Here is a 22,119-nt window from a genome sequence, read left to right on the forward strand (position 1 = left end):
TAAACAATGAAACAGAGTCGACATTAGAATATTATTTCTTAAAGTCGACTCTGTTTCATTTACACTATACATTTCATTTTATGTTTTTAAATTCATATACTTCCTAATTCTAGCAACGTCTAAAGAATATTCGATAACTAATTGCTGTAACGGTAAGATAATTGTGTCGGGATATAAATGTGCATATTGTAATGTTTCTGCATATTTTTCCAATCTTTTTTCTAAGTACTTTATAATTTGATCAGGATGGTTTACTAATAAACATTTACAATAATAATGTATTTGTTCCTCAATCGCCGTATACTCTTCAATTTCATATTCTTTGTGCATGTGTACACCCCTTTAAGTTTTTTACATCAATTCCTTATCACACTTTTCACTCGACTAATTTTTAAGTTTTTTGATTATTTACACTATAACAAATTCTTTGGGTCAAATTTTGTTACTTTATGTAACGTAGAAAATTTTTAACAAAATTGTAATGTAAACTTGTATAAAATATAAAAGCACCTTTTCCTTTTTCACATAAAAAGTCGTACAGTTTAATTTAACTGTACGACTATAAGTTCCGGCCTATTAAAGATTCTTTGCGGAATAATACTATTTCCTAATCCTCGACTAACTATCATTGCTGTATTTTGTTCTTCATGTCAACTATCTCCACTGAGATAAAACGTTTCAGTGGGGGCTTGAGTTAGAATGCTAGGTCTTTTCGTCTATTACTAGACTGTTTGACGCTCTAGCATTCATGCCACCTTATGGTAACACCCCAAGTATGTTTTTGGTTGGTACTGGCAACGAACGTTCGTTTCCCCACTTGCACCACCCTTTCGAAAAAGAGCAATTCTTCCTTGCAGAAGAAACCACCACTCAGATGAATCCGGCGTGTGCTACAAGCCCCGACAAGTCGCGTACACATGGATGGTTGACGCACCCACTAAGCTATGCGCGAAGCAACAGCCTTACGTTTTTGTACTTCTAATAGAATCGGCGTTTTCACTTTAAGATTCTCTTCCAATTCTACAACTTTTGATTTTTCCAATGTATTCAATGCACCATTAATATCAGCATGGATACATGTTCCTGCTTTACTTTGGTACAGACCACGAGTGATTCGTTTGCCACTAAAGCGATACTGAGTCCTATCATCCTTAGACCAAACTGGAACCGGATCTTTATCCAGGAAACTAGCCTTTGAAGTATAGCTTTCTTCTTGTTTTAAAAATCGGATACCTTCTTTTACACATTTATTCTCAATTGCTGCCACCAGTTTATGAAATGGGATTTGAACAAACTTTTGATTATTCTTTTTTCCCATATCAGATTTTTGTTTCCAACCAGCGTTATACCCTACGACAACCGTATCTATGTTGCACGCTTTCACTTTTTTGAACAACAGGCCTACAGTTTGTGAAATGTAACCGTTTATTTGTCTTTCGCGTTTATGCCAAAGTGCAGCCATTTGATTCGTTACAACACGTTTAGAAAGTCCATTCTCCATATTTTTCTGTTGCAGATTACGTATCATTTTGTTGAAGTACTGGTTAATGGATTTTAATTTTTTTCCATCAATTAAGAACGTATCACCTGTATTCGTTGCGCAACTTACTAATCTATCTACACCTAGATCGCAACTCAAAGCGTTACTAGTAGTCGTGGATGGTTTCTTCATTTGAGAAACGTGCATTTCATATGTATAATGCACCTCAAAGAACCGACCTTTTTGCTTCGGTACAATCTCAATATAGGAGATTTTTTTATTTCTTAAGTTTTTAGGCATACGTATTCTAATAGAACCAAATTTTTTTCTGAATGCCACATTCATCGGAATGATCCAATACCCGTTCTCATCCACTTTTGGAACTTGATAGATTTCAATAATTCGTTTGTCAGTGGAACGAGAGTAATTGGGAAACTTAGGACGCCCTGTGAACTTCTCAGGATTTTTCTTCCACTGTTCCAACGCTTTAAAAAAGCTCTTCACTTCTGTAAATAAGGCTCTACGAATGGCTTGAACAGAGTTTGATTGAACACCCCAGTAGTTCATATCAGCGTGCATGGCATTGTCCACTTCTTTTACAGTAGCCGTTTTATTATCGTTCAAATAACTTTGTTTAATGGTGTACAATCCAACATTTCGCAACGCTTTTGAACTATGCGACATACGCTGAAGTAAACGAAATTCTTTAGCTGTGAGGCAAGCTCGTCCGATATGCTGTTTCTGCGTGAACCGTTGCATGGTTTCTCTTTTCTTTTGTTTACGTAATATTTTTACCGCTTTCTTTCTAGCCATTGTTTTCACCACCTTTCTCAGAGAGTTCATTACAATTATTTCTTTCCTAAGNNCTTAGGAAAGAAATAATTGTGTAACTGTTAATTACTTTTGACAAATCAAGATTTAGAACGGAACAAAATGTGAACATGGTCTTCATCGTAATTCTTTTTGGTTCAAGCAGCCAAATGATTATGATTATCATTATCTAATTTCGTTATCCTACGATATATTCCCTCCTTATCTAGGGCAGATTATATCGTAAGACAAAAGAAACAAAATTGTTTTGTCTACCTGTTGACGGCAATTCATCTCCACCTGAATTGTTGGGTTTCACCCGTAACACAAATCAGATGGAGTCTTCTTGCCGAAAGGGATAAAAAGATACTCAATCCTACTACTGTGCCAATACACAATATGATTCTATTAATATTTCTCTTCATATTCTCTCCTTTTATTTTCATAAAACGCTTATTTTATGTTAACTGAATTTTATTATACATTTTTGAAATTTTTTAAGTTAATAAAATGCAGTACATGAAATTTCAGATGAAATACGTAATATATGTTTCATATTTTTACTTTTTTTATAATAAGAATACATTCAATAACATCTGGTAAAGAAATAAGATCACTAAGAGATTATTATCTAATAGCATTGATTACAACTTCAGCTGCCTCTTCAATTAGTTGATTATCATAGGTAGCCTCTTTCTCATCTTTACTGGATAAAATTGCGATAATAATTGGTGCTCTATTTGGTGGTCAAACGATAGCAATGTCATTTCGTGTCCCATAACTTCCAGCTCCTGATTTATCCCCAACTACCCAGTCAGTTGGCACGCCTGCACGAATAAGTTTGTCTCCTGTAGCATTCCCTTTCATCCACTCTGTAAGAATGTTACGCTTATGAACCGGAAGCGCATTTCCGACCGTAAAAGCTTTAAGATTCGTAGCAATTGCTTTCGCTTAGACAAGATACAAGTTTCATTTGTTCCATTGATTATCTTTTTTTGATAGAAGAATCCTCCTGAGGATGTAAGGTGTGCAATTACTTTCATAAAATAATCACCTATACATTCTCTTACATAACAGGCTCCTAAAAAACAAGTAAAGCATACAATGTTAAAAATACACTCATAAAAATCTGATTATTATTTGTGAATTTCACGCAACACTTCACTTGTATCATCAATTTTTCTTAGAGCATACTTATTTGTGTGCTCTATTTATGTTTTACTAAATAACTGTTTTGTTAAAGTTTAAAATTACTCTTACTTGTCCATTTCAATTTGTTTTACTCTTCTATTTACTATTAGCAATGCCAACCTTTCAAAAATGAAAACCAGCGAGTCTTTTGGCAATCGGTATCATTATTAGTACTGTTTTAACAATTTTATTTAAAATATCTTTTAGTTTGGGTTCTCCGATCTTATTTTGTAGATATTTGATAGAAAAAAGGACCCTTATATTAAGGGTCCTGCAACAGAAAACAACAAAAATATAGACAATAAAAAGAATTACTTAAACTATAATTTATAGGCACTATATATCCTTCTTTTTCGCATCAAAACCCCTGCGCTATATGCGACAGGGGGCTAGTTCATTCTAAAGCTTAAAAGAGTCATGTACAGACAAACTACTATAAATCAATTCAGCAACTTTTACATATCCTTTTGAGTTTGGATGAATTAAATCCGTAGACCAAAGCGTATTATCATTAACTAAATGATGATTCCAAAAGTCAACATAATGAAGCTTATACTCTCTGCTCAATGAAAGTATAACTTCGTTTGCCTCTAATAATTGTTCTTTTAACACTTGTTTTTTTTCAGAAGAAAAAGGAAGCCTTACTGTAAAATCTGGAAGGTTTGCTATAATAATATCAGCACCTGTTTTACTTAATGTATCTATCATAAATTTCATATCGTTCTTATATGCATGATGATTCCAACGTCCTTTTAATACATCGTTTGCACCTGCAATTAGACTAACCAAATCCGGATTAAAAGTTAATGCCTTTTCTAATTGCTGTGAGCGAATTTCTTTAGTTACTAACCCACGCTTGGCAAAATTAGCATATTCTATATCGTTTTCACACAGTTGAACAAAATGGTCTACCCAGCTTTTTAATGCTATTCCCTCAACTTCATCCCCTATCCCCTCTGTAAAACTATCACCAATCGCTACAAATCGCTTCCACATATGTAGTCCCCCTTTATTATTAACCATATCTATACTATACAATAGCTCACAACGTAATTGTTATTTCTAAGTGTTTTTCGATTTCAATTACATTCAAAAAAACTACATCCTATATAGAATGTAGTTTTCCTCACAGATCTATCTATTTTTTACTTCCTTGTTATAAAAATCATACAATAATTCAATAGATGAACTAGATAAAAAAGGAATTGCCTTCTCAACTAATTCTCTATCCCAATCAAACCAAAGCATTTCCATTAGCATATTAATTTCTGTATCAGTGAATCGTTTCTTTATTTCCTTAGCAGGATTTCCACCAACTATTGTATATGGTGGAATATCTTTACTTACGACAGATCCTGCTGCAACGATTACACCTTCACCGATTGTAACGCCAGGCATAATAATAGCATTCATTCCAATCCAAGCATCACTTTTAATGACTGTATCGCCCTTCGGTTTATATGAATATTCAATTTGCTCAGCGAATGGATATACTGTAATCCATTCTGAGTGATGATTGTGATTACCACCCATTAATATGACTACTCCGCTAGCAATACAAACATAGCTCCCAATTACATACGATAAAGATTTCTTAGTTATATATCTTACTTCTTTCTTATATTAGCCTTAACTCCCTCGATATAATTTTATTATTCATTGATTTGTCTGATAAATCAATGAATGTTAATATGATTATAGAAGATATTATCATCCTTTAGATTTCACAGCTATTTTTTCACAAAAACGATTTCTGAATCCTTTATTAATTAGGAGGTTTAGAAGATGAAACTTTTAAAGCAATCAGCAATTATTGGGGCATTGATTGTTGGAGGATTTTTATTTTCGGATACAATTAGTACCACCACACCTGTGTCTGCTGAATCAGAACTTATACAAAAAAGATCACCAATTCTAGATACTTGGCAGTGGCAAAACTATTTTTCATTACATCATAATGCAGATTTTTTACAAGAGTTAGCAGTTGGTAACTTAAAGCAGGGAGATACCTTCGATGTTAATATATACACTGGTGGTAAGGATACTGGCATTGTAAAAATATATCGATTGAGTGAAAATGAAAATGATGAAATAAACTTGCATAGATATAAAACCATTTACGACTCAGGTTTATCACATAATTATGGTAGATTTGTAACGCCTATTACTAAGGTTTATAATCCTGGAACGTATGTAGCTGTTATGAAACTTGGAGAAAATTATTATTATGGTGGCAGCTTTAAAATCTCAAAATAAATATTCAATACTAAAAAACAAAGTAGCCTATAAATTTTTATAGGCTACTTTTCATTTCATCATTACTTAGCTAATTCTTTCGTACCCTTCATTACATCAACAAAGAATCCCCAGTTATTCACAACAGAAGAAATACTGATGTGTTCATCTGGTGTATGAACATTAAAAATGTCTGGACCAAATGAAATTGCATCTAACTCTGGCATTTTTTGAACGAATACACTGCACTCAATTCCAGCATGTACAGCGAAAATTTCAACATCTTTATTGTATTTTTCTTGATGCACTTTTTCAAACAAATTACGAATTTGTGAATTTGGATTGTATGGCCATTCTGGATACTCTGACTCTATTTCAAATGTTGCACCAACTAATTCGGCAATACATTTAATTTCATCTGCAACATGTTGTTTTAAACTACTTACAGAACTTCTCACTTCGTTACGTAATTTAATTTCATCTTGCAGCGTTTCAATAACGCCTAAATTTGTTGAACTTTCAACTAGACCTTTAATATCCATACTCATGCTTTGAATGCCATTTGGAATTAAGAATAACGATGAAATAAGCTGCTTTTGTGTTTCTTTAGCAAATACTTTTTCTACTTTCTCATCCAATTTTGTAATTGTAACATGAACATCCGGATCAACAGCACGCATTTCTTCTTGTAATACTCTTGTCCACGATTCTAGCTTTTCTTCTACTTGTTCTACATCTTCTGGACGTAATAAAAGTGTAGCTACACTTTCACGCGGAATTGCATTCGTTTTTAATCCGCCGTGAACCTCACTGATTTCAAATTGAATATTTACAGATAAATCACGTAAAACTCGTCCTAATACTTTGTTCGCATTCCCACGTTGCTTATCAATCTCCATGCCAGAATGTCCGCCTTTAAGTCCGCCAACATAGAGACGATATGTATCCATATTTACTGGTGCTTCTTCCCAAATTACTGGAATTGTTTCGACTGCTTTTGCACCGCCTGCACTACTTACAAGTAATTTGTGGTCTTCTTCAGAATCAATGTTAATAAAAATCTTTCCGTCAAAGTGATTTGCATCAACTGCGAAAGCCCCGCCCATTGTCGTTTCTTCTTCAGTAGTAATAACTACTTCAAGCGCTGGATGCGGAATGTCTGATGCATCTAATAAAGCTAATGCATACGCAACTGCAATACCATTATCAGCACCTAACGTTGTTTGATTTGCATATAACATGTCTCCAATAATTCGTAATTCAATTGGATCTTTTTCAAAATCATGTACTGTCGCTTGATTTTTTTCGCATACCATGTCTGAATGCCCTTGAATGATAATAGCTGGTACATTTTCATAACCAGCAGTCGCTTCTTTTTTTATGATGACATTTAATGCTTCATCTTGAATGACTTCTAAGTTACGCTCTTTCGCAAAACGTACTAAATAATCACTAATTTCCTTTTCATTACCTGACCCTCTAGGAATCTTTGAAATTTCTGCAAAATGATAAAATACAGGGTGCTTTGTTAATTGTTCTAAAGTAGAATACATTTTTAAGCTCCTCTCAAAATGACAAAATAATATGTAAGTCTTTTATCATTATACCATGATTCATTATTTTACCTTTCTGTTATCCTTTTAAAAAATTGAAATTGAAGCTTTAATTTATGTTTTCCCCATACACCACTACTTATTAATTCGCGAATAACGCAATAAAAAACAAAAGAAAATGCACTATGCATTTTCTTTTGTTTTTTTCACTCGTATATATTTTGAACTGCTATTATTCATCAGTTTCTCTAACCGATTTATATTTTCCGTTAATGCACCTTTCACAAGAGAGAAATCTGTATTTGGTTCTTCTTTTTTTTCTTTAAAAAATGAAGACTTTTGTATATTCACTTCAGCCATCTCTTCTCCCCCTCTTCAAAAAGATACAATCTTCTATTTATATTATATAGCAAATACAGACAAAGTGTACAATCATGATTTTCTTTTTAATTCTTCTTCTAAATCTTCTACTTGTTGCAAAGTATCTCCTTTTATTAAAGAAAAATCTGTTATATCTTCATTATCTTCTTTAAAAAAATCATTGTCATAATCTTTTATCACTACAATCACCTCTACGTGCTAGTGTAGGAATGATTGTCCGATTTTATACAAGTTTGTCTAAATTTGCTTTCCCTTTATGTATAAGTGAAAAGGACAGAAGAAAATCCTGTCCTTATTTACTAAAATAACTATGATGTATCGTTAGATTATATACATGTTCAAAATCCCGATCTTGAAGATTATTTTTCTTCCCATCAATAATAATAAAAACATCACTCACTATTTTTGCTGGTATAATACCGACGTTATCTACTTGCACCGCTTTCTGCTCATTCAATTGCTCGATGTGTTCAAACGGAACGATAATACTAAATTGAGAACGGATACCACGAAAGTTTGTATTTAATTCCTTTGCCGCTTCAAATACAACAATTTTTGCTCCAATCTTTTCCCCATACGAATCTAAAAATGCGTTTAAGCTTTTTGTATATTCTTCCTCCGTAAGCCATTCCATTGTACCGAACACTGCTGGATTGACATTTTGGATTATTGTTGTGTATATTTCTCCTCTTGCTTTAGAAGCAATTAATGACCGTTTTATCGATTGAACTGTCTTGCCGATATCGCTAAATTTCGCTCCCCATATTTCTGAAATATTAGGTGTTAAAATAAATGCAATATCAACGAAAATAACCATTGCAGTGAACATTAATAGATTTTTCCAGAGGGTTAAATCAATTCCTTTTATCATGAAATACACTGTGACTGATATTATAAACAACCCATACCAAGTCTTTCTAATACGTTGCTTCTTCTCCTCGTACAGCTCTTCATTTTTCCAATAAAAGAAAACAAGTACTAGAAAAATGATTACTAAAATAAATAAGCCGATTCGAATGTTAGAGATCACCAATGACATCACCCTCCATTCAAAAACTACTCACGATATCATTACATGCACAAGCAGCTCTCTTTATGACAAAAGACGTGGACAAGCTTCTAAATTTAGCAATATCGCATATACATTAGAAGGTGCCACGTCTTTGATCATGAATCTACATTGTATATGTAGACAAGCATGTGTTTCAAATTTTCATGTTAAAAAGATATATGTTTCGGAATTTCCCCTTCAGGTACTTCTCCATCCATACTTAAGTAATAATGACGAATTGGACGTAAATCATCATCTAATTCATACACGAGTGGTATGCTCGTTGGAATATTTAATGAAACAACACCATCGCATGAAAGGTTATCTAAGAATTTCACTAGTGAACGAATCGTATTACCGTGCGATGAAATAATTACCTTTTTACCACTTTTTAATGATGGCGCAATTTCTGAATGCCAATAATCAAGTACTCTTTTCTCCGTATCCACTAAACATTCTGTCAATGGAAACTCACCTTTTTTAAGTGCTTTATATCTTGGGTCAGTCATTTCATATCTAGGATCATCCTTCGTAAGAGCAGGCGGTCTTACATCAATACTTCTTCTCCAAATATGAACTTGCTCCTCACCATATTTTTTCGCAGTTTCATCTTTATTCAACCCTTGCAATGCACCATAATGTCTTTCATTTAGCTTCCAAGATTTATGTACTGGCACCCAAGTGAGATCCATCTCATGAAGTACAATCCATAACGTCCGAATTGCTCGTTTTAATACTGATGTATACGCAATATCGAACGTATATCCGTTTTTCTTTAATATTGCTCCTGCTTCTCTTGCCTCACTTAGCCCATTCTCTGATAAATCTACATCTGTCCAACCAGTAAAGCGATTTTCGAGATTCCATAAACTTTGTCCGTGACGAATAAGTACAAGTTTTATCATTATAATTCCCCTCTCGGAAATGTGAATTTTATTGTTCCATTGCGTACACATATAAAGTTTTTGGTAATGTAATTTTTTTATCCACACATACTATGATTAAATTTATATTTACCCAATGTATGGATAAAACCAAATCTTTTTCAAACTATAAAACAGATGTTTTAATTCCTTACTTTTGATCAACTGGTATTTCCCGTTTTGATATCCATGCATCAAAACCAGAACGGCTATTTGCCATTGCATTCATAACTTGATGCCAATTTTCTTCACATGATTCACCAAATTTTGAAAAAATGGCACCCATTTGTTGTCTTTGTACATCACTCAGTTTTTTCTCTAAATCGGTACCTTTTTCTGTTAAAGATAACTGTTTCACACGGCGATCATGTGTAGCTTCATTGCTCTCAATTAAGCCCTTTTCCACAAGTTGACGTAGCGGCCCGTGAAGAGCTTGTTTACTTATTTCTAGCAGTGATAATAACTCATTTACACTTATCCCTGGAAAGCGTGCGATAAAAAATAAAATTCGGTGATGTACTCGTTGAATACCATACTCTTTTATAATTTCATCTGGCTTTTCAGTAAATGTTTTATATGCAAAGTAAAATAATGCTAATGCTTCATTCATCTGTTCTTCTTTATGTTGTGTCATCTACTTTCCCCCTGTATGTAAATTATACCACAATCCAGTAATCAATATTTTAATGACCGCATTGGAACTTCTTTAGTCTATTGAAATATGCATTGCATAATTAGGAGATGATTCACTTGAAAACGCAATATACTGTAAGTACATATTTATTAGACCGATTAAGCGAATTGGGAATTGAGCATATTTTTGGGGTCCCTGGTGATTATAATTTGGCTTTTTTAGATGATGTACTAGCATATGAAAATTTAGAGTGGATTGGCAATTGTAATGAATTAAATGCCGCATATGCTGCAGATGGATACGCTCGCATAAAAGGAATCGCTTCTCTAATTACTACTTTCGGCGTTGGAGAATTAAGCGCCATGAACGGAATTGCTGGCTCATATGCAGAAAACGTACCGGTTATAAAAATCACAGGTACGCCAACAACAAAAGTAATGGAAAACGGAGCACTCGTTCATCATACTTTAGGTGATGGAAAGTTTGATCACTTCTCCAATATGTATCGAGAAATCACTGTAGCACAAACAAATTTGACCCCGGAGCATGCTGCTGCAGAAATTGACCGTGTACTACGTGCGTGTTGGAATGAAAAACGACCTGTTCATATTAATTTACCGATTGATGTATATAATAAACCAATTAATAAACCGACAGAACCGATTATAAATAAACCTATTTTAAGTAATAAAGAAGCATTAGATAAAATGCTTCTACATGCCATTTCAAAAATAAATAGTGCCAAAAAACCTGTTATTTTAGCTGATTTTGAAGTGGATCGATTTCATGCCGAATTAGATTTACTGCATTTCGTAGAAAAAACTGGGTTTCCTATCGCAACATTAAGTATGGGAAAAGGAATATTCCCTGAAAAACACCCACAATTTATAGGTGTTTATACTGGTGATGTTAGTTCTCCATACTTGCGAAAAAGAATTGATGAATCTGACTGTATTGTTAGTATCGGTGTGAAATTAACTGATACTATTACTGGCGGTTTTACACAAGGTTTTACGAAAGAGCAAGTAATAGAAATCCATCCATATACTGTGAAAATTATAGATAAAAAGTATGGGCCGGTTGTAATGAAAGATGTTTTACAGCAGTTAAGTGATGTAATTGAACATCGTAATGAGGAAACACTTGATATTAAGCCATTTATTTCAGAATCACTATCTATTACTGAAGAGTTTAATCCAAAAGAACAAATGATTACACAAAAACGTTTTTGGCAACAAATATACCACTTTTTACAAGAAAATGACGTTTTAATTGCAGAGCAAGGAACCCCTTTCTTCGGTAGTGCTACTATCCCTTTACCGAATAACACAACATATGTAGCGCAGCCATTGTGGGGGGCAATCGGCTATACAATGCCTGCTCTACTTGGTACACAGCTCGCTAATTTATCGCGGCGCAACATTTTAGTTATCGGTGATGGTTCTTTTCAATTAACTGTCCAAGAGTTATCGACTATACTACGTCAAAATTTAAAACCGATTATATTTTTAATCAATAACAATGGATATACTGTTGAGCGTGCAATTCACGGTCAAAACGAACTGTATAATGACATACAAATGTGGGATTACACAAAACTAGCGAACGTATTCGGAACAGAAGAAAAAAGCCAAACATTTAAAGTAGCAAATGAAACAGAGTTAGCAGAAGTCTTAACTAAAATAAGTATTAATAAGAATCAACTTACCTTTGTTGAAGTTGTAATGAGCCAAGGGGATCAGCCTGAATTGTTAGCTAAACTTGGGAAAAGATTCGGCCAACAAAATTCTTAAAAAGAAAAGCGTAACTAAAATAGGTTACGCTTTTCTTTTCATATCTTTATTCAGCAAGAGTTAGCTGCCAAGACACACCATATTTATCATTTAACCAACCAAATTTTTTACTAAATGGATAGGCACCTAAAGGCATAAGTACTGCCCCATCCTGCGCTAATTTATGAAAGACAGTTTCAATTTCTTCTTCCGTCTCACAAGTTACATAAAGAGACATAGCTGGTGTAAATGTAAAATCATGATTTACAAAACTATCAATACACATGAACTCTTGGCCATTTAGCGTAAAAGTTGCATGAATTACAGTTCCCTCTTTACCAGGTCCATTTTCATCATAGCGAGAGATACTTACAATTTCTGATTGATCAAATAGCGACGTGTAAAAATTCATCGCTTCCTCAGCTTTACCCTCAAACATTAAAAACGTAGTAATTTTTTGATTTGTGTTACTCATATGGTGACAGCCCCTTGTTATGTATTTATGCAAAACTTACATCGGTTCATAAAAACCGAACGTATATTCCTATAAATGTATTGTCTATAAAAACGATGAGTTTGTCAAATATCTACTTTTTTATTTCTTTTTAAATAATGCTGTCCAAAGAAATGATTCTCCAAACATTTCATTTGGTTGTTCCATTTGTTTCATCTTTCTAATTTCAATCACTTCAAATTCTTTAAATATCTCTCTTAATTTCTCTTCTGAATATGCTAGACCACCTTGTAAACTCCATCCTCTATATACGTCCCAATCTGTTATTTCTGATCCATTTCGCTCATCTAAATCGCCTGCTGCAAAACATGTTAATCCGAAATAACCACCCGATCTTAAAGATTTTTCAATTAACTCTATATAATTCATTCTTCTATGTGGTGGAATGTGATGAAGACAACCTGAATCATAAACAAGATCAAATTCATTTTGAGCCTCTAAATTAAAAATCGAATCACAAATAAATTCAATTTCTACCCCTTTTGCTAAAGCCCTCTCTTTCGCCCAATTAATGCCTTCTATAGATAAATCCACTGCGGTTACATCAAATCCTTCATTTGCTAGATAAATTGCGTTTCTACCCGGACCACATCCAAGTTCTAGTGCATTTCCTTTTGAAACCCACTCTTTTTGTATATACGAAACTAGGTTCTCATCTGGTACATTCCCAAAAAACGGAACATCTTTTTCTCTATTCGTATAAAATTCATTCCAAAACGGTTCTGCCGGTCTTAATAATGAATCCAACATTTTTAAAATATCCTCTTGTGTACGTAACGTTTCATTTTTCATTAATACCCCTCCATGAATTAATAGTCAGAAAATCATTATATATCTTTTAGAAATTTCAGGCAAATAGAAAAACTCCTACATTCAATAGGAGGTTTTCTATTTAAAATCCAAGTATAGATAACCATTTTAACAACTTCTCTTCTCGCGCTTTTAAATCATCACTCCTAAGCTTACCTAACTGTATTTCACTAACAATTTCTCCATCCGCCATAAAAAGAACTCTTTCTGTTTTCGCTGCTACCTTTACATCATGCGTTACTAACATAATTGTAGTTCCATCGCGGTTAATATTTAATAAGATTTGCATTACCTCTTCTGTTGATTTTAAATTTAGAGCACCCGTTGGCTCATCAGCAAAAATAATATTTGGATTATTAATGAGTGCTCTACATATAGAGACCCTTTGTAATTGCCCTCCGGATGCTTCGGTTATATAATGAGACGCTATATCACTTATCCCCATTTTCCCCATTAGCTCCAGAGCACGTTCATTTACTATTTTCTTACTCTCACATTTCGCTAAATATGCTGACAAAATGATATTATCAAATAGATTCAAGTTTCTCAGAAGGTTGCTCTGCTGAAAAATAAATCCTATTTCAGTAAGGCGCAATTTCGCTAACGCTTCTTCTTTCATACATGATAATTCTTTACTATCAACTTTCACACTTCCAGATGACATTTGATCCATCCCGCTAATAGTATAAAGTAACGTCGATTTTCCAGAACCAGAAGGTCCCATAACCGATACAAATTCTCCCTCATAAATCTCTAAATCTATATTTTTTAACAAGTGATAATTTGCATTTCCATCTATTGAATATGTTTTGTTTAATTGTTTTACTTCTAAAAATTTTTTCACGTTACAACCCCTACTCTCCATTTCGTTTTAAATCGTCTGTTTGTTTCATTGTAAAACTACTGAAAAGTGTTGTTGCTATCACAGATATAAATAATATAGCTGGACATATTACATAGGAAACGATAGGATTCACGACAAACTTTATATGACCTGCTCCCATAAATGAGCCTAACCAACTTACTAACATCTCACCAAACGTAGCAGCTATACATGTCCCTGTTAAAATGCCTATTAATACGATGACAATAGAACGAGTTATATACTGTATACGAATATCTTTGTTAGAAAAACCAATACTTTTCATAATTAATATTTGAGAGGAGTCCTTTGCCAATAACATTTTAATAAACATCGCAGTCATTAAAACCGATATCAATATAGCAATCAGAATTGCCGCTTGAGTAACGAGTCTTAATTGTATAATTGTCTCTCCTAAAGTTTGTGATAAATAATTACCTGTATCTGTTATTTTTGCAGAATGAAAATTTTGTTTATATTCCTTCACTTTTTCTTGCAAATCCACATTAGAATTCAAATCTACATTTACTACATACCATAATATATTTTCTTTGTTATACGAAAAGCTCGCTTTAGCTGTTTTTCCACCGTTTGTTACATCTTGATATATACCACTAATCGTTAGCGCTTGCTCTTTTCCATCTACAAATAAAACGATCTCATCCCCTACATTCTTTTTTAATTCGTTTGCGTTCATATAGGATAGTGCCATTTCATTTTCGTTTTTGGGTTCCATACCTTGGAGATACTCTATTGGAAATTGAGTGAAGTCTCCCACTTCCACATTTAAGTTTTCCTGTGTACCATCAGCATTCACCATTTTAAATGTACTCGTTACAAATGCTGCATATTTTTTTACTTCATCATCATTTCGTAAATATGATATAACATCCTTAAATCTTTTCTCTATATTTTCAGTTTGCTGTAAATCTATTCGTATATCACTTTTTCCTGTCCCCATATAATTCACAAACTTCGGTGACTGAATCGTATACAAAAAATTAACAGGTACAACAATCATGAACACCGCTATTATTAAAACGATACTTATTACTCGGTATAACTTAAATCGCTTCACAACATCTTGTATACCTATAAATATATTTACATTTTTAATTTTAGTTTTATTGAGTAGAAAGGATTTTCTAATTTTTCTTTTTCCTAGTTTATCTCTTGATCGTAAAGCATCTATTGCTGTAATTCTCCTAAAATCCCTTAAAATAATACGACAGAAAAGGATAACTGTTAGACATAACAATGTTGTGACTATTAATGGTACAACAAAATGTAAAAAACTCTTATTTGCTGTCCCCATATATAGCGAGATATTAGAAGTAAATATTTTTGTAACAAATAATGAAAATATATAACCACATATACATCCGCTAGCAGCGATAACAACATATTTTGTTACATATATTTTTTGAATATCTTTGTTATGAATCCCGATTGCTTTCATAACACCAATTTCCCGATAGTCTTCTTCCATCGAAGTAATGATCGTAAATCTAATACATAACATTGCAATTAACATCAATAATGCACTTATTATAATAAGCACTGCAGCTATTATTCCATCAGTTAATGAATTGAGCGTTTTAAAGAGTGAATACGTAATAGAGGGACCTTTTTGAGGTAAGTTCGATGATTGGTATAAATCTTCAAATTCATTTATCCTATTTAAATCTGTTAACTGAAATTCAATAAGGTATTCCCTTTCTTCAAAATTTTGTTTTATGATTTCAAAGTCTTCATCGCTTATTACAAATCGTTTCGAGCTAACGATGGATGGATTCATTTGAACATCACGAACAAATGTCGAAATAGTAAATTCTAGTTCATTATTATTTTTAACAACCCATATTTTATCTCCAATACGCAAATTATATTTTTGCATATAATAAATGGGTACACCTATTTCCTCATTCCTAACATCGATCACTTTATTGTTTAAATCTAGTAAAAAATCAAAATTACTATTTTGCTTAACGAAACTAATATCCATTACACTATTTTGCTCCGCTTGATTTTTGTTTTTTATAAATACGTTAGATCCGTTTGCTTGAATCATCTCAGCCGTCTGTTGCCTTTTTATATACGGTGTTTGTTCTACAAATGAATCGATTGACCTTTGATTTATTTCTCCGGCATGCATTTGTACGAAGTGCGGTGCTTTAGATACTTTAAGCAATTGATCCATTGAGTTCAATAGATTTATAACGTTACTTGAAGCACTAGCCATTAATAGACTTGATAACATGATAAACATAAATAAAATGGTAATTATCATTTTATTTTGAGAGAAATCTCTTTTTAACATTCTCCTAATCATATGAAGCTAGTTCCCTTCATTCGATAATATTTTCTTCGTCACAACCGCTATTATTATCATTATGAAACTAATAGCTAATATAGGTACATATATTTTCATACTGAATTCTTCAAACATAAAACCATAAACGACTTGCCCAATCGGTGCCATACATTGAGCTACCGCTGTTATAATTGCCATTACTTTTCCGAGGTTTTCATTTGGTGTTTTCTTTTGGACTACAGTAATTACATAAATAGAGACAATTGTCATAATCATTGCGATTAGAATAGAAGAAAATATAAAGAGGATAAATGATGGATAGTATCCTAAATTAAGAATAACTGGTACAACTGATAGTGCCATTGGTAGTACTAGTAAACCTATTAAAAGCATCCAGTAATACAATGTTTTCATCTGTAGCTTTTTCGCAAAAAAACCTATTGATAATGCACCTAAAATAGTAGCAAAATCGATTAATCCCATTCCAATTCCGTATAACGTGTCGCTACTTTCCATTGTTACTCGTATAATAATTGGAGCACCAACAACAAATAGCGGTGTCAGTATTAAATTTAGTAATGCAGCTAAAAGCATAGATTTCAAAATAAATGGTTGTTTTAAAACATATACAAGTCCTTCTTTCATATCTTTTACAATTGTCGGTATGATATGGCTTTCTTGCGCTCTTTTTATAAAAGGTATTGTAATAAACATTTCTAAAATTGCAGATAAAAAGAAAGCAAGACAACTTATTATTACGAGCATTTTCAAACCAATTATGCCGTACAATATTCCTCCTAATACAGGAGCAACTATATTAGATAATGCTTGCACACCATTTACGATACCGTTCGCTTGTTCTAATTTTTTCTCGTGAACTAATTGCGGAATACTCGCCATTATAACTGGTGCGTATATTGCACTAACGACGGCTAACAAAAACATAACTGTTCCGATTAAAACAATAGATACAGAACCGGTAAACAACAAAACTATAAAACTTAATACAATCGCAGTGTTTATAAAGTCAAAGATGACCATTAAATTACGGCGATTGAAACGATCTGCAATAGCTCCGCCAAGAGGGGCTAGTAAAAATGGAATACTCGTTACCGCATATAATCCTGCGAATATATCAGCACGCCCTGTTATATCTAGCACATATAATGACAGAGCAAAACGTAAAAGTGTTGAACCTAAAATAGTAATAATTTGCCCACTCACCATTAAGTGAAAATTTTTCATAGAAGATTTTATACTTGCTGGCATCCTCATCACACCTTTCATTCAAATTTAGACCGACTGTCGGTCTATAATGCCCAAACAGAAAAAAGCTATTTCTGTTTCATTAAAACCTCCATCATATAATCAAAGGATCCTTCTTTCGCTCCAACAGATACTTCCATCATTTTAATATAAGCCTTCGCTCTTCTCATCATTTCTTCTGGTTTCCACTGGAATAACCCATCATCAAATATGACTTGCGCTGAGGATAGTAATAGTTCAATCGTTTCTTGTGGGTATGAAGTTGAAAAAATCCCTTCTTTAATTCCTTGCTCTAAAACTTCCGCTAATACAGGAGATAAATGAATAATGGATTGTACTAAACTTTTTTGATGCATTTCTGCATTATTTGGTTGATGAAATTGCTCAATCATTTTATCTTTTACATCCCCTGATTTTGGCGATTGCTCCATTAAAACTCGAAATAACTTTTCTAAAACTGGGATATTTGGATTAGAGACGATTACTTTCGCTTTAGCAACATCATCTTTAATGATCCTCATAATGATCTCATCCATTACTTCTTCTTTCGACTTAAAGTAATGATAAAACGTCCCCTTTGCTATCCCTATCCCTTTTAAAATGTCATTTACTGTTGTTTTCGTATAACCTTTCGTAACGAATAAACGTTCAGCAGTTTCTAAAATTTCCTTTCGTCTCTCCTCATACTCCTTTACAATTCGCATTCACGTTCTCCTTCCCGCCAGACCGACTGTCGGTCTATTTAAATTATATGTTTAGTTAGTAAAAAGTTTCCTAATTATTGTACATATACAACACCTTACTTCTTATTTCCTTTTTAGATTTTTAATTATTTTAATACGGTAAATGAAATTTTAAAGATTGTTTCAATGCAATTACTCTTCTACTTATATCGGTTGCTTTGAGTAAAAATAAAAAAGAGCCGCAATGCTTTGCGACTCTTTCATAATAACTATTTAACGGCCACGTCTTTGCTGACCTTGTTTTGTACTACTTTTCTTATTACTTGGCTTATTAAATGATCGGTTGTTTTCATTTCTCGAACTATTTCTTGAATCACTTCTTGAGCTATTTCTCGAATCACGTCTTGATTCACTTCTTGAACCTTCACGACTATCTCTTTGACGATATTGACCTGATTTCTTTGGAGCCGGCTTTGGTACCGGTTTTCCATTTTCATCAACACGTTTTATCTTCGGTTGTTCGATTATTTCTCTTTTCAGTGGTGCACCAAGCGTTTTTTCAATTTCTTCTAAATGTTTTTCATCTTTCGCTGCAACGAATGTAATCGCAAGACCTGATCCACCTGCACGTCCTGTTCGGCCAATGCGGTGAATATAGCTTTCTACATCTTCTGGAATATCAAAGTTAAATACATGCGTTACACCATCTACATCAAGTCCACGAGCCGCTACATCAGTCGCAATTAAGTACTGAATTTTAGCTTCGCGAAAACTCTTCATGACTCTTTCACGTTTCGCTTGAGGTATATCACCATGAAGTTCAGCACAATTATAACCAAGTCCTTTTAAATTATCATAAAGCTTACTTGCTCTAACCTTTGTACGACAGAAAATAACCGCTAAAAATGGCTGATCACGATCCATAACAAAGCGAAGTGCATCTGGTTTTGCACGGTCTGTCGTCTCAATAACACGCTGTTCAATTGTCTCTACCGTTACTTCTTCACTTTGTACTTGAATCATTTGCGGCTCATCCATATAACGTTTCGCCAATTTTTTAATATCTTTTGGCATCGTTGCTGAGAATAACATCGTTTGTTTACTACCAGGTGTCTCATCTAAAATATCTTCAATATCATATAAGAAACCGAAATAAAGCATTTGATCAGCTTCATCTAGTACAATCGTTGAAAGATTACTTAAATCAATTGTTTCACGTCGTATATGATCTAATAATCGTCCTGGTGTCGCTACAACAATATGTGTATTACCTTTTAACTTTCTCAATTGTTGCGCTACATCTTGTCCACCATAAATCGCTAATACATTAATGTCTTCTCTTTGAACAAGCATTTTTTTAATTTCAGCTGTAATTTGCAGTGCTAGTTCCCTTGTTGGCGCAACAATTAAAGCCTGAACATCACTACACTCTGGATCGATTTTTTCTAAAATCGGTAACACGAATGCTAACGTTTTACCCGTTCCTGTTTTCGCTTGCCCAATAATATCTTTACCTGACATAATAACAGGAATTGCTTTCTCCTGAATCGGTGTTGCTTCTGTAATTCCATTTTCACGTAATGTATGATTAAAAGTTTCACTAATTCCTAATTCTAAAAAGTTTTTCAAATAGACCACTTCTTTTCCTTATTTTTCACATTAGCTTTCATTGTACCATTTGTTTCGCCAAATATGAAAAATAAAAAAATTCTTATCTTCTTTTTTTATATTCATTGTGTACTAGGTGGGTAAATTCTTTTTGTTTTTTCTCGGAATTTATTAGTGCTTCCATGTTAGTAGAAGACAAAATGAACTTCTTAATTTTGTGATATGACGTTTTAATTTCATGTCATTTCGAGGATAATATAAAATTGTATCGATTGTATGTAGCTTTGAAATAAAGTTTAACCAAAAACACCTTACAATCCCAAGTTTTACGATAAATAAAATAGAATCCATTTTGAAATAAGATTGATCATTTTCTGCCTATAATCTACTACAAACGCGCTCAATTGGAATATAATTCCAGTATAACTTTACAGTAGTTCAATTTCACAATACCCCGTAACTCAAAAAAGCCAAACACCATTCAACTATATCAATGATCTTGGCTCATTTTATTCTCTTATTTGTTGTAGGTTAAGGAGATGTCAGCAATCACTGGGAAATGATCGCTTGGAAATTGTCCATTCTTCTGATAATTAACAATTTCAATTTCATTAGTTATAAGGTTTCCTTTACCGAGAATCCAGTCAATACGGTTGCCAGGTCCTTTACCAGTAGGATCAACAAAACCATTAAATGTTCCTAATTCTTCATTGATTCTTGTCTCAGCTGTTTCCCATAAATCTTCGAATGCTCCGTCACTTGTTAAAATTTGGTGTGGAAGACTATCTGGTCCAGCATTGAAGTCGCCTGTTAATATAACCGGTAACCCTGGATCAAATTCTTTTGTTACTTCAAGAATTAATTCTGCACTTTTTTCTCTTGCATTTGCGGATTGGTGATCAAAGTGTGTATTGACGAAATAGAACTGTTGGTTGCTTTTTTTATCAAGAAACTTAGCCCAAGTAACCATTCTTGGAATATTGTTTCCCCATGTTTTCGAACCAATTACTTCTGGTGTATCGGATAACCAAAAATGATCATACTCAAGTACGGTGTAATCTTTTTCTTTATAAAAAATAGCAGAGTATTCTCCACGATTTCCACCTTCACGCCCTAAACCAATCCAATTATACTTAGGTAATGTATTTTCTAAATCTTGTAGTTGTGTATATAACACTTCTTGCGTCCCAATGATATCAGGATTCTCCATATCAATCAGTCTTTTAATGGTAGGAACCCTTTCATCCCAAGTGTGTGGTGATGGATCATTGTTATTTTTGTATCTTAGATTAAAAGTCATCGCTTTTACATCTACCACCGTCGACTGGTCTTTGTTTTCTGCAGCAAACCCAGTTAAAGCTCCCGGTAACAAACCACTTAGGAAAACTAGTAAACCGGCTACCACTAAAAATAAGGATTTTAAAACTTTCTTCATTCTAATTCCTCCTCGTTATTTAATTATGTATTACAGTTAAAGCATACCTTTTCTATGTTAAGGCAATATTAATATTAGTTTTAATATTGTAAATATAAAGAATTGAACATAATGACATCAGTAAATTGAAAGAATAAAGAAGGAGCAAAGTAAATGTATTTGGCATTCCCCTATAAAAATACATGTAAAATTTAATTAAAATCATAATATTTACAATAGTGTAAATAAAATGAATTATTTAAGTCTATTTGAGCACAGGGTAGTTCTCTCGTAAAAAGTAAGGTGTGAAATGGAGTCCTTGAAACCCTTGGGAGAGTAAGGAAGAATGAAGATACGGTAGAAATGAAAACACCTCGTTTAGAGGATTAAAAACCAGCAAAATATATCAATATACAGAAAAAAGAAGTTGATCATCTACATACAATTGGCAATCAGCTTCTATTTATTGTGAAATAGACTTTTTCAGTTGTATTTTTGAAATAAAGGTTGTATTTTAATCAAACTTTTTTCAAAACGGTTAAACTTTATTTCAAATCCACAATGTTAGCTATCTTTTCATTTTCTTCTTCATGAAAAATATAGCTATAACAATAAATA

Annotated in this window: 19 protein-coding genes and 3 pseudogenes; 2 read left to right on the top strand and 20 right to left on the bottom strand. The window is 33.2% G+C overall.

Annotation, left to right across the window (positions count from 1 at the left end):
- Nucleotides 1–78: 78 nt before the first annotated feature.
- The 6 genes and pseudogenes from COE49_RS24040 to COE49_RS24075 all read right to left on the bottom strand — a co-directional run.
- Nucleotides 79–330 carry a hypothetical protein gene (locus COE49_RS24040; protein WP_088229129.1) on the bottom strand — a complete coding sequence of 84 codons (252 nt, stop codon included), beginning with the start codon at nucleotides 328–330 and terminating at the stop codon, nucleotides 79–81.
- Between the two features lie 212 nt (nucleotides 331–542).
- Nucleotides 543–650: pseudogene (locus COE49_RS24045) on the bottom strand (metallophosphoesterase); the annotation flags it as partial.
- 287 nt (nucleotides 651–937) lie between these two features.
- Nucleotides 938–2,293, bottom strand: a complete 1,356-nt coding sequence (locus tag COE49_RS24055) for an RNA-guided endonuclease TnpB family protein (protein ID WP_088229128.1) — start codon at nucleotides 2,291–2,293, stop codon at nucleotides 938–940.
- A gap of 624 nt (nucleotides 2,294–2,917) precedes the next feature.
- Nucleotides 2,918–3,238 (bottom strand): annotated as a pseudogene (locus tag COE49_RS24065) (serine hydrolase); the annotation flags it as partial.
- A 642-nt stretch (nucleotides 3,239–3,880) separates the two neighbouring features.
- A complete protein-coding gene (locus tag COE49_RS24070) occupies nucleotides 3,881–4,477 on the bottom strand; it encodes an SGNH/GDSL hydrolase family protein (RefSeq protein ID WP_140417253.1) in 597 nt (198 codons plus the stop codon).
- A 138-nt stretch (nucleotides 4,478–4,615) separates the two neighbouring features.
- A pseudogene (locus COE49_RS24075) lies at nucleotides 4,616–5,059 on the bottom strand (CatB-related O-acetyltransferase); the annotation flags it as partial.
- A 207-nt stretch (nucleotides 5,060–5,266) separates the two neighbouring features.
- On the opposite strand from COE49_RS24075, the gene COE49_RS24080 reads away from it, so the two are divergent.
- Nucleotides 5,267–5,737 (top strand): DUF5065 family protein, encoded by a 471-nt coding sequence (locus tag COE49_RS24080; RefSeq protein ID WP_088229125.1) that lies wholly within the window; start codon nucleotides 5,267–5,269, stop codon nucleotides 5,735–5,737.
- Nucleotides 5,738–5,799: 62 nt separating this feature from the next.
- On the opposite strand, the gene pepD is transcribed toward COE49_RS24080, so the two are convergent.
- The 6 genes from pepD to COE49_RS24115 form a co-directional block, all read right to left on the bottom strand.
- Nucleotides 5,800–7,269 carry a beta-Ala-His dipeptidase gene (gene pepD / locus COE49_RS24085; RefSeq protein ID WP_088229124.1) on the bottom strand — a complete coding sequence of 490 codons (1,470 nt, stop codon included), beginning with the start codon at nucleotides 7,267–7,269 and terminating at the stop codon, nucleotides 5,800–5,802.
- Nucleotides 7,270–7,452: 183 nt separating this feature from the next.
- Nucleotides 7,453–7,629 carry a stage II sporulation protein SB gene (gene spoIISB, locus COE49_RS27735; protein WP_000852590.1) on the bottom strand — a complete coding sequence of 59 codons (177 nt, stop codon included), beginning with the start codon at nucleotides 7,627–7,629 and terminating at the stop codon, nucleotides 7,453–7,455.
- Between the two features lie 72 nt (nucleotides 7,630–7,701).
- Nucleotides 7,702–7,830: a D-alanyl-D-alanine carboxypeptidase gene (locus tag COE49_RS24095; RefSeq protein ID WP_140417252.1), complete on the bottom strand. Its 129-nt coding sequence runs from the start codon at nucleotides 7,828–7,830 to the stop codon at nucleotides 7,702–7,704.
- A 112-nt stretch (nucleotides 7,831–7,942) separates the two neighbouring features.
- Nucleotides 7,943–8,680: a type II toxin-antitoxin system SpoIISA family toxin gene (locus tag COE49_RS24100; RefSeq protein ID WP_140417294.1), complete on the bottom strand. Its 738-nt coding sequence runs from the start codon at nucleotides 8,678–8,680 to the stop codon at nucleotides 7,943–7,945.
- 188 nt (nucleotides 8,681–8,868) lie between these two features.
- Nucleotides 8,869–9,606 (bottom strand): 2,3-diphosphoglycerate-dependent phosphoglycerate mutase, encoded by a 738-nt coding sequence (gene gpmA, locus COE49_RS24110; protein WP_088229121.1) that lies wholly within the window; start codon nucleotides 9,604–9,606, stop codon nucleotides 8,869–8,871.
- 169 nt (nucleotides 9,607–9,775) lie between these two features.
- Nucleotides 9,776–10,258 carry a MarR family winged helix-turn-helix transcriptional regulator gene (locus COE49_RS24115; protein WP_088229120.1) on the bottom strand — a complete coding sequence of 161 codons (483 nt, stop codon included), beginning with the start codon at nucleotides 10,256–10,258 and terminating at the stop codon, nucleotides 9,776–9,778.
- Nucleotides 10,259–10,365: 107 nt separating this feature from the next.
- Between COE49_RS24115 and COE49_RS24120 the strand changes: the two genes are divergently transcribed.
- The gene (locus COE49_RS24120) at nucleotides 10,366–12,051 is read left to right on the top strand and encodes an alpha-keto acid decarboxylase family protein (protein ID WP_088229119.1); all 1,686 of its coding nucleotides are present in this window, start codon (nucleotides 10,366–10,368) and stop codon (nucleotides 12,049–12,051) included.
- A 46-nt stretch (nucleotides 12,052–12,097) separates the two neighbouring features.
- Here COE49_RS24120 and COE49_RS24125 read toward each other — a convergent pair whose 3' ends face one another.
- The 8 genes from COE49_RS24125 to COE49_RS24160 form a co-directional block, all read right to left on the bottom strand.
- Entirely contained in the window at nucleotides 12,098–12,505 is a 408-nt protein-coding gene (locus tag COE49_RS24125; protein ID WP_088229118.1) for a VOC family protein, read from the bottom strand.
- A gap of 120 nt (nucleotides 12,506–12,625) precedes the next feature.
- Nucleotides 12,626–13,336, bottom strand: coding sequence for a class I SAM-dependent methyltransferase (locus COE49_RS24130; protein ID WP_088229117.1), 711 nt, complete (start codon nucleotides 13,334–13,336; stop codon nucleotides 12,626–12,628).
- 100 nt (nucleotides 13,337–13,436) lie between these two features.
- On the bottom strand, nucleotides 13,437–14,198 hold the full coding sequence (locus COE49_RS24135) for an ABC transporter ATP-binding protein (protein ID WP_140417251.1): 762 nt from the start codon (nucleotides 14,196–14,198) through the stop codon (nucleotides 13,437–13,439).
- A 10-nt stretch (nucleotides 14,199–14,208) separates the two neighbouring features.
- Nucleotides 14,209–16,548, bottom strand: coding sequence for an ABC transporter permease (locus COE49_RS24140; RefSeq protein WP_088229115.1), 2,340 nt, complete (start codon nucleotides 16,546–16,548; stop codon nucleotides 14,209–14,211).
- Between the two features lie 6 nt (nucleotides 16,549–16,554).
- Nucleotides 16,555–17,817, bottom strand: a complete 1,263-nt coding sequence (locus tag COE49_RS24145; protein ID WP_098252111.1) for an MFS transporter — start codon at nucleotides 17,815–17,817, stop codon at nucleotides 16,555–16,557.
- Between the two features lie 47 nt (nucleotides 17,818–17,864).
- The gene (locus tag COE49_RS24150; protein ID WP_098252110.1) at nucleotides 17,865–18,500 is read right to left on the bottom strand and encodes a TetR/AcrR family transcriptional regulator; all 636 of its coding nucleotides are present in this window, start codon (nucleotides 18,498–18,500) and stop codon (nucleotides 17,865–17,867) included.
- Between the two features lie 252 nt (nucleotides 18,501–18,752).
- Complete coding sequence (locus COE49_RS24155) at nucleotides 18,753–20,117, bottom strand: DEAD/DEAH box helicase (protein WP_088229112.1); 1,365 nt, start codon at nucleotides 20,115–20,117, stop codon at nucleotides 18,753–18,755.
- 487 nt (nucleotides 20,118–20,604) lie between these two features.
- Complete coding sequence (locus COE49_RS24160; RefSeq protein ID WP_098252109.1) at nucleotides 20,605–21,522, bottom strand: endonuclease/exonuclease/phosphatase family protein; 918 nt, start codon at nucleotides 21,520–21,522, stop codon at nucleotides 20,605–20,607.
- Between the last annotated feature and the right edge of the window lie 597 nt (nucleotides 21,523–22,119).

It is taken from the genome of Bacillus sp. AFS029637 (genome assembly GCF_002584985.1).
In the GTDB taxonomy this organism is placed as follows: domain Bacteria; phylum Bacillota; class Bacilli; order Bacillales; family Bacillaceae_G; genus Bacillus_A.